This is a genomic window from Collinsella sp. LCP19S3_A7, from assembly GCF_052121995.1.
In the GTDB taxonomy this organism is placed as follows: Bacteria; Actinomycetota; Coriobacteriia; order Coriobacteriales; family Coriobacteriaceae; genus Collinsella.
The window spans coordinates 26,706-34,134 of record NZ_JBQKDE010000020.1 but is presented as its reverse complement, the minus strand read 5'-3'; the positions used below and the strand labels follow the sequence as shown (position 1 = coordinate 34,134).

At 56.3% G+C, this 7,429-nt stretch carries 7 protein-coding genes; 3 read left to right on the top strand and 4 right to left on the bottom strand.

The window, feature by feature from the left end:
• Positions 1-164 precede the first annotated feature (164 nt).
• Positions 165-512: a hypothetical protein gene (locus ACTQV3_RS08345; RefSeq protein ID WP_441069159.1), complete on the top strand. Its 348-nt coding sequence runs from the start codon at positions 165-167 to the stop codon at positions 510-512.
• Positions 502-1,038: an ATP-binding protein gene (locus tag ACTQV3_RS08340; RefSeq protein WP_441069161.1), complete on the top strand. Its 537-nt coding sequence runs from the start codon at positions 502-504 to the stop codon at positions 1,036-1,038. Before ACTQV3_RS08345 ends, ACTQV3_RS08340 begins: the two co-directional genes overlap by 11 nt.
• Before the next feature lie 96 nt (positions 1,039-1,134).
• On the opposite strand, the gene ACTQV3_RS08335 is transcribed toward ACTQV3_RS08340, so the two are convergent.
• Complete coding sequence (locus tag ACTQV3_RS08335) at positions 1,135-2,415, bottom strand: IS256 family transposase (RefSeq protein WP_441069163.1); 1,281 nt, start codon at positions 2,413-2,415, stop codon at positions 1,135-1,137.
• Between the two features lie 54 nt (positions 2,416-2,469).
• Between ACTQV3_RS08335 and ACTQV3_RS08330 the strand changes: the two genes are divergently transcribed.
• The gene (locus ACTQV3_RS08330; protein WP_441536128.1) at positions 2,470-2,769 is read left to right on the top strand and encodes an ATP-binding protein; all 300 of its coding nucleotides are present in this window, start codon (positions 2,470-2,472) and stop codon (positions 2,767-2,769) included.
• Between the two features lie 661 nt (positions 2,770-3,430).
• Here the strand turns inward: ACTQV3_RS08330 and ACTQV3_RS08325 are convergent.
• From ACTQV3_RS08325 to ACTQV3_RS08315, 3 genes are all read right to left on the bottom strand, one after another.
• Positions 3,431-4,648 (bottom strand): acyltransferase family protein, encoded by a 1,218-nt coding sequence (locus ACTQV3_RS08325; protein WP_441069164.1) that lies wholly within the window; start codon positions 4,646-4,648, stop codon positions 3,431-3,433.
• Between the two features lie 234 nt (positions 4,649-4,882).
• The gene (locus tag ACTQV3_RS08320; protein WP_441549833.1) at positions 4,883-6,031 is read right to left on the bottom strand and encodes an acyltransferase family protein; all 1,149 of its coding nucleotides are present in this window, start codon (positions 6,029-6,031) and stop codon (positions 4,883-4,885) included.
• A gap of 25 nt (positions 6,032-6,056) precedes the next feature.
• Positions 6,057-7,184: a hypothetical protein gene (locus ACTQV3_RS08315; protein ID WP_441069168.1), complete on the bottom strand. Its 1,128-nt coding sequence runs from the start codon at positions 7,182-7,184 to the stop codon at positions 6,057-6,059.
• Between the last annotated feature and the right edge of the window lie 245 nt (positions 7,185-7,429).

Below are 7,429 nucleotides of genomic sequence, written 5' to 3'. Positions count from 1 at the left end.
GTAGATACGAAGCACCACCAAGATAGCCCTGCGATCTGGTCAGCATGCCCCTTGCGGGAAGTGTCGACTTTATGCTGCCGTTTTTGTCGATTTAGATGTTACGGAATACAGACCGGGGCAGGCGCGTCGCCACGCTCGCGCGCAGCTTCGGTGAGGGCGAGACCGTGAGGAACCCGGCGTCGCTGATCCCGGCGCTGGTGGCGAGGCCGAGGGCCTTCGGGGAGTCGACCATCAGGCGCGACATGCCCGGGGCGCTCGTGGGAGAGCTCGACCGCTGCGACAAGGCCGGGAGGAGGAAGGCCCTCAGGGCGATAGGGAGGGCGTCCGAGCACTCCGGCTTCGGCGCCGCCTGCGAGGCGCCCGCGAAGATCTTCGCGGGCGGCAGGGTCCCGGACGACGCGTCCTGCGACGCGCTCGCGAGGCGCGTGGCCGCGGGCGGCCCCGAGCCGGGGCAGGCCGACCTCGCCGTCTACGACGGCTTCCTCGGGGAGGCGGCGCGGGATGCAGAGTAGCGCGAGCGTGGCGGACGCGGTCGTGGAGGCCGGCAAGAGGTGCTCGCTCACGAAGTCCGTGCTCGCGGAGTGGGCCAGGAGGGGCACGCCCAGGCAGGTCGAGTACCTCCTCGGCTACCTCGAGGCCGAGGGCGCGAGCAGGGACGCCTCGAAGAGGGCGCAGCTCCTGAGGAGGTGCGCCCTGCCGCAGGCCAAGACCTTCGAGGGCTACGACTGGTCGTGCGTGTCCTGGCCGGACGGCTTCGGCAGGGACGACCTGCTCTCGCTGTCGTTCCTGGGCGGCCGCGAGGACCTCGTGCTCATGGGCGACGTCGGCACGGGCAAGACCCACATGGCCGAGGCGCTCTGCGTGCTGGCGTGCCAGTCGGCGCGGCCCGCGCGCTTCTTCACCGCCTCCTCGCTCGTCGGCAGGCTGCGCCGGGCCCGCGACGAGGGCAGGCTCGACCGCGAGCTCGCCCAGGTCGGCCGTGCCGAGCTGCTGGTCGTCGACGAGCTCGGGTTCCTCCCGCTCGACGTCGACGGGTAGTGTCCCGAATGTTGGTGTAGAGCTCGGTTTTCGAGGGTAGCCGCAAGCTGCCCGAGGAGCCGAGAATCACCTAGAATGCCGTCATTCTAGCGCATGCTACGCCGCCTTCCTGCCGGGAATCGGGTTGTCGGCCACCACGAGCGCAATTATCCTGGCCGCATGCTCGGCGGCGGTGCCCTCGTAGGCGGGCGCGGGCGCGTTCACCTTGGCGCCCTCCACGGCCCTGCCGATGGAGTCGTCGTTGAACCAGCGGCGGCCCGCCCAGTCCTCGTCCATCTCGGAGAACACCGCTCCCATCATCCTGATGAGCGACTTCCTGCTCGGGAACACCTGGACGACGCGGCTGCGGCGCTTGAGCTCGCGGTTGGCGCGCTCCTGAACGTTGTTGGTGCGCCGCCTGACGTGGTGCTCGTAGGGGAAGTCGAGGTACGCCAGCGCGTCGGCCTCGGCCTCCTCGAGCACCTCAGCCGCCTTGGGGCAGAACCCCTCGATCTGCTCGATGGCGAGCTGGTAGAGCTCGCGCACGAGCTCGGGGTCGCGCTCGGCGAACACGGCCTTCAGGATGCCGAGCACGGCGCCCCTCTTCTGCCTGGTCGGCGCGTTGCCGGCGGCGTTGCGCATCAGGTGCACGATGCATCTCTGCCAGGCGGCGCCGGGGAAGACCTCCTGGATCGCGCGCTTGAGGCCCTCGTGCGCATCGCTGGTGACGCAGATGACGCCATCGACCCCGCGCGCCCGCAGCGAGAGGAGGAACGCCCTCCAGCCGTCGTAGGACTCTGTGTCGATGGCGTCGAGGCCGAGCAGGCGCCTGTAGCCGCCCGAGCCGGCGCCGATGGCGGTCACGAGCGCGGTGGACTGCACGCGGCCGGCGTCCCTGCACTTGATGTAGGTGGCGTCGAGCCAGATGTAGGGGTAGCTGACGTCTGACAGGTCGCGTCCCCGCAGGTCGGCGACCGACTCGTCCAGCGACGAGCATATCCTCGACACCTGGCTGGCGCTCATGCGGTCTATGCCCATGGACTGCGCCACGCGCTTCACCTTCCTGGTGGACACGCCGTTTGTCACCATCTCGGAGACCGCGGCGATGACCGCGCGGTCCACGCGCGAGTACCGCTCGATGAGGTCCTCGGGAAAGTAACTGCCGGCGCGCAGCTTCGGGATTCTGAGGTTGATGGTGCCCACGCTGGTGACGAGTCTGCGCTCGCGGTAGCCGTTGCGCTGGTTGCCGCTCTCGCACGCCTCGTCGGCCTGGGCGTCCATGATCTCGTTGACGAGCGACTCGGCCATCACCCTGATCAGCTCCGTCATGTTCACCATGCCGTCGTCGAATCTCGGCATCAGGGCGCCGTCGCCCGCAATCTCGTGTATCTTATCCATATGCGGTTATTGCCTTTCCACGAATCCTAACTTCAGCAATTAAGATTCTAGGCGATAACCGCTTCCTGCTTTCTACGGCCAGGGAAGCGGCCCCTTACACCAACATTCGGCACGCGATCCGTCGACGGGGCCAGGCTGCTCTTCCAGGTGGTCTCGCAGGCCTACGAGACGCAGTCCGTCGTCTTCACGACCAACCTGGAGTTCTCGAGGTGGGGGTCCGTCTTCGGCGACGACCAGATGGCCGCGGCCGTGATCGACCGCGTCGTCCACCACGGCAGGCTCCTCCAGTTCAGGGGCGAGTCCTACCGCGTGAGGCACGCGCTGATGTCCCCGGACGGGGGCGGCGCGGAGTAGGCGGTCCGGCGGCCGCGCCCGAAGCGGCGGAGGGCGGGCCCCGCGAGAATTGCGCAGGGCCCGCCCAAGTCAAGTGAGAAATCCGCTCAAATCCCGATGCGATATTCGCTCAAGAACTATTGACATAACACAGTACTTCCTTCGCATGGAATCGACTCTGTCCATGCCGGTCATTCCTCCTGGGCCTCCCTTGTCGCAACCGATGCACGACAAAGCCTGCCCCTTGCGGGGTGGTCAGCATGCCCATGAGCGAAGTGTCGAAAACCTGCTGAGCGTTCCGTCGACTCCTACATTAGCGAATACATCCGAAAGTTTTTCTTGCTCAGACCCGAAAGTGCCCGACGCTCAAATCCGCAACTCAGAGGTTATCAAACACAAGCGAGTGGCGCCTGGTGGCGAAGAGGTCGGTCGACGCCAGCCTCGAGCCTGCGGACGAGATGGAGGCGGCGTAGGATGGGCGCAGATTGACGATTCAAGGTGATGGCCGAGAACCTACGGGGAGGCCTCTACACCAACTTTTCCAACACTACCCTTCCGCAACGCACGCAACCTCGTGGCGATGCTGATATTGAAACACTCGAAACGCAAGCCCCAGTTTCCGAGTAGCCTGGAAAAGCCCAGTAATAACGAGTCAACCTAAGAGGACCCCTACCCACAGAGACTACCAAGAGCTCCATAGTGTTCTAATATTTCGGACAATGCTTGTAAAATAGTAAAAGTATGCAAGTTTTCCACTCTTCTTTTTCAGCCATGCTGCAATGAAAAACGTCAGAAACAAGATGAGAGCTACTTCACCAATAGCAATTGGAAGTGATCCTATCCCAGTCACTTTTACAAAAAAATCCACATAAAATCTAATCAGATAATGCGTAATGAAGATGTACATAGATAGATTACCAAGATATACCATTGGCTTCTTTTCGAGAAAAAGCGATATTTTTCCTTTACATATGGCCATTGAGAATAAATCGCATGCAACTACAGTCATGTCAATAATGTAGATATAATATGTATCAGAGACCAAATTTCTCCAGAAGAACCAAATCATTGAAATTGCTATGGAGATGTATTCAAAAGCGCCGGAGGAAAAAAACACAGATACACGATGAAATTGTTCGTGCTGTTCATGCCGTTGTATAGAATAAATCTGCGCCAACAACATTCCTGACACTACATAGAAAACTCTACGGTAAGGAGAGCCATAGCAAAGATCATCGAATAACCATACTTTATTATCAATATCTGAAAAAAGAATAGCTAGCAGAAACGCAAGCATGATGCAGAGCGCCAGACTAATCATTCCCACTCGTATTGTCTTTACATGACGTTTGAGCCATTGCATGATGAACGGGCTTACCAAATAGATACAGAATATTGATGAAAGAAACCAACTGACACCGTTCAGAGAATGACTGATTGCCATCCGCCCGGTAGCCGCTTGCATGAGTGTCAAATCCAACAGGAAGCAGATGAAGCACCTTCCAATCTCCTTGGACACATTGCTGACGGCTCCAAGCAATCCAGAGAGTAGCTCGTACGGTATTCCAACCAACAACATTGTGAAGTAAATCGGATAGATTTTCTTCACATGACAAACACCAAACTTCAAAGATTCACGCAGCCCACCGACTGGTCTAGTTCCTGAAGGGTCTCTGCTGATACTACTTAGCATCATGCCGAAACCGGACAACATAAAGAAGAAATCTACACCCATTGTTGGGTTATGCCACCAGTTCCAATAAGTCTGCCCAAAAGTACCATATTCCTTCAGAAACTCAAAATGGCTAAAAACAATAACCATGATTGCTAGAAACCTAGCACCGGTTAACGACTCAATACGTCTGCCCTGGCTGCCTATCGAAGGCGCGTCTGTGTTCATTCGCGTGCTAGCCCCTTTTGAGAAATACCAATTACGTGCAATCAAACAAATATTAGACGTCAAAAGTGATCTCAATTGGAAGAGCACTTTCGAGAAACCGAATGGGTCGAATGAGGTCAATCGGACGACGAATTGATATTAAAGGTAGCATGCCGAATATTTGGAATTTAACCTCAATAGCAGAGAGCGATAATTCAAACACCCAGAGATGTCGTTCTGGCCTCCGCGCCTTCATCATCCTAAGCGAACAAAAATCTTTTGGAATATCCCGCAGATCTTGGCCCACAGTATTTGGAACAGTTTGTCCCAAATTCGGTCGACAGTAAACCGAAAAATACGACTCCTTAGAAGATCGAATGCAGTGCACGCCACGTAGATCACCAACAAAACACTGAAAGCCCAAGCCGGACCTGCAACCATGTCACCTATCGCCCGCAAGTCCATTGGCCCACTCCAAATGACTTTTTGAATTGCAGGATAGTCTGTGATGAGGTAAACCGAGAATGCACCACTTGCACATATGTTCACAATTCTACTCCGAAAGTCCCTTCGCTTGAAAAGCAGGAAGAGACCAATCCCTATGAGCACGGCGGGGAGTCTCATCTCGCGGGTGAGTACATCCCCCTGCGGTATGCCAATCTGGGTCCCGCGGAACTGGAATGCGATCAGCGCAAAAGCCGCGTAGGCGATAATCATCCCGGTTCCCGCAACAATCATGGGAATAGGCGTCAGAGGATGGGAGTCCTCCAGATACCATCGATATGCAGAAATCAGAACGAAGAGGTAGACCAAGCCATAGACACCACTGACCATTTGCGCATCCGGGAGAAATGACAGAATTCCATAGAGGAAGAGAAGGATGCCGCATAGAGCAAGGTGTGACGTGCGCCCAACTGCTATTAGACCCCTTTCGAGAAAGGGAAGGAAGAGTAGGAAGGTGGCGTAGGCAGTCGGATACCACCAAACTTCAAGGGTAAGGGGAAATAGGCTCCTCACGGCAAGCCTCGGGCCGACCAACCCCATAGCAAGACAAATGGCTGCCATAAGGATACTATAGAAAAGGACCTCCTTCTCGAGAAACCACACGCGTCGAAAGCATCCCCGTACGGTCTGCCTTTGCTCGCACAGGAACCATGCCGAGATTGTAAAGAAGATAACAACGCCAACCTTACCGCCACTCTCGAGAAAGGCCTGAATGAGGAACCGTGTAAGTCCCACTGCCATCTGGGTGTAGTCGTAGGAGTTGTGTACGGCGAAGTGGTGCGCAAGTATAATGAACATGGAGATGATTCGCAGAAGTTCAATAGACGAGTTGCGCTGGGATGAGACCTTGGAAGTCTCGAGAGACATAACTCGGCGATTATTTTCCCTATTAAGACGCATCTAAGACACCCTCAGAAACTCATTTCTATAGTCCGACGACATTGCACCATTTGCTGATAAAAGCATCCCAACTACACCCCTCTGCCACCTCATACGACTTGCGGCACATTCTTTCAAGATCGTCCGACGAAAGAGAGGTAAGGGATTCTAGACACCGATTAAAGTCAAACGGATTAGCAGGGCACCAATAGCCCCATCCAGTGCATGGCAGCATCTCGCTAAGCTCACGGTTTGGCGAAATCACAACCGGTGTACCCAATGCCATGGTCTCAACGACTGACGAGGCACCGACCCAGACTTCGGAGATTGAAACTAGGGCTAGCGCATTTCTCACAGTCGAATAATATAGACTGCACTCCTCGTCCACATTCTTACGGAGATACCCGAGGAAACTCACACATGAGTCATCCACCCCATCGCATCCATCCATCCCAATCACGTCGGGCCGAAGCCTTCGTTGGGGATGCGTTTGGTTGTAGAGAGTGAGACCATGAGAGATCGTTCGGAGACTCCCCTCGTACGCTGGCTTGCCAACGAAGACAATTCTGTTCGAGTCTCCCCTGCTAAAGTTCGGACTAACCCCCTCCGGCAGATTGGCAGGTAGCCCGAGGTAGCTCACGTTTGCATCCTCGCAGGCCTCCCGAATGAGACGGGCAGAATAGGGGAAGAGCACAGTAACCTCATCGACTTCAGAAATCAAATCCTTCTGGCGGCGAATGAGGTCATCTTCCCACCTGGTTGGCCGTCTGCGCTGATGTTCGCGTATCTCGTAATCGATGGTCCAATCGCACAGTAGACACACTTTATAGCCATCCATCATCGGTGCGGGATTGCTGAAGTCAAACGTTAGTAGAGCACCTCCTCCCGAGAGATCTTGCTCGGCGGCACACATTCTCCGGCGTACCAGAGAATGGTAGAAATCCGTTCTGTCGAAAGTGTAGAGCGGTCCCAGCCTCGGGGTCAGCAAGTGGTTCCAGAGCCTGCTCAGAAGCGAAATGATGAGCGAGGAGTCCTCTAGCCTGATATCGCAAGTGAGCACATCGATGTCTGGCTTTACCCTCCTAAGCGCAGTAAGGAACATGAACGGCACGTTGGACCACGTACTCGCTTCATTTGGGCTCCCATTAACAAATGCTAGCAACTGTTTCCGCATCCCACGCTCCTTCCCTTCCTGCATCTCACACCGAACGTGCTAAGGCACTATGTCAGCCACGTCATACTTGATTACCGCTGTGATGATTTTTGCCACAACATCCCAGGTGTACTCACACCGTGGAGCAACCGTGGATTCCTTTGCTCCATTCGCCCAGACGCACATCGACGCGGAAAGCATGGATTCCGTCAGCTCAAGGCGGTCTTCCGTCCCCACGAGCGTGCCGATGTCTCTATCGCAAGTGA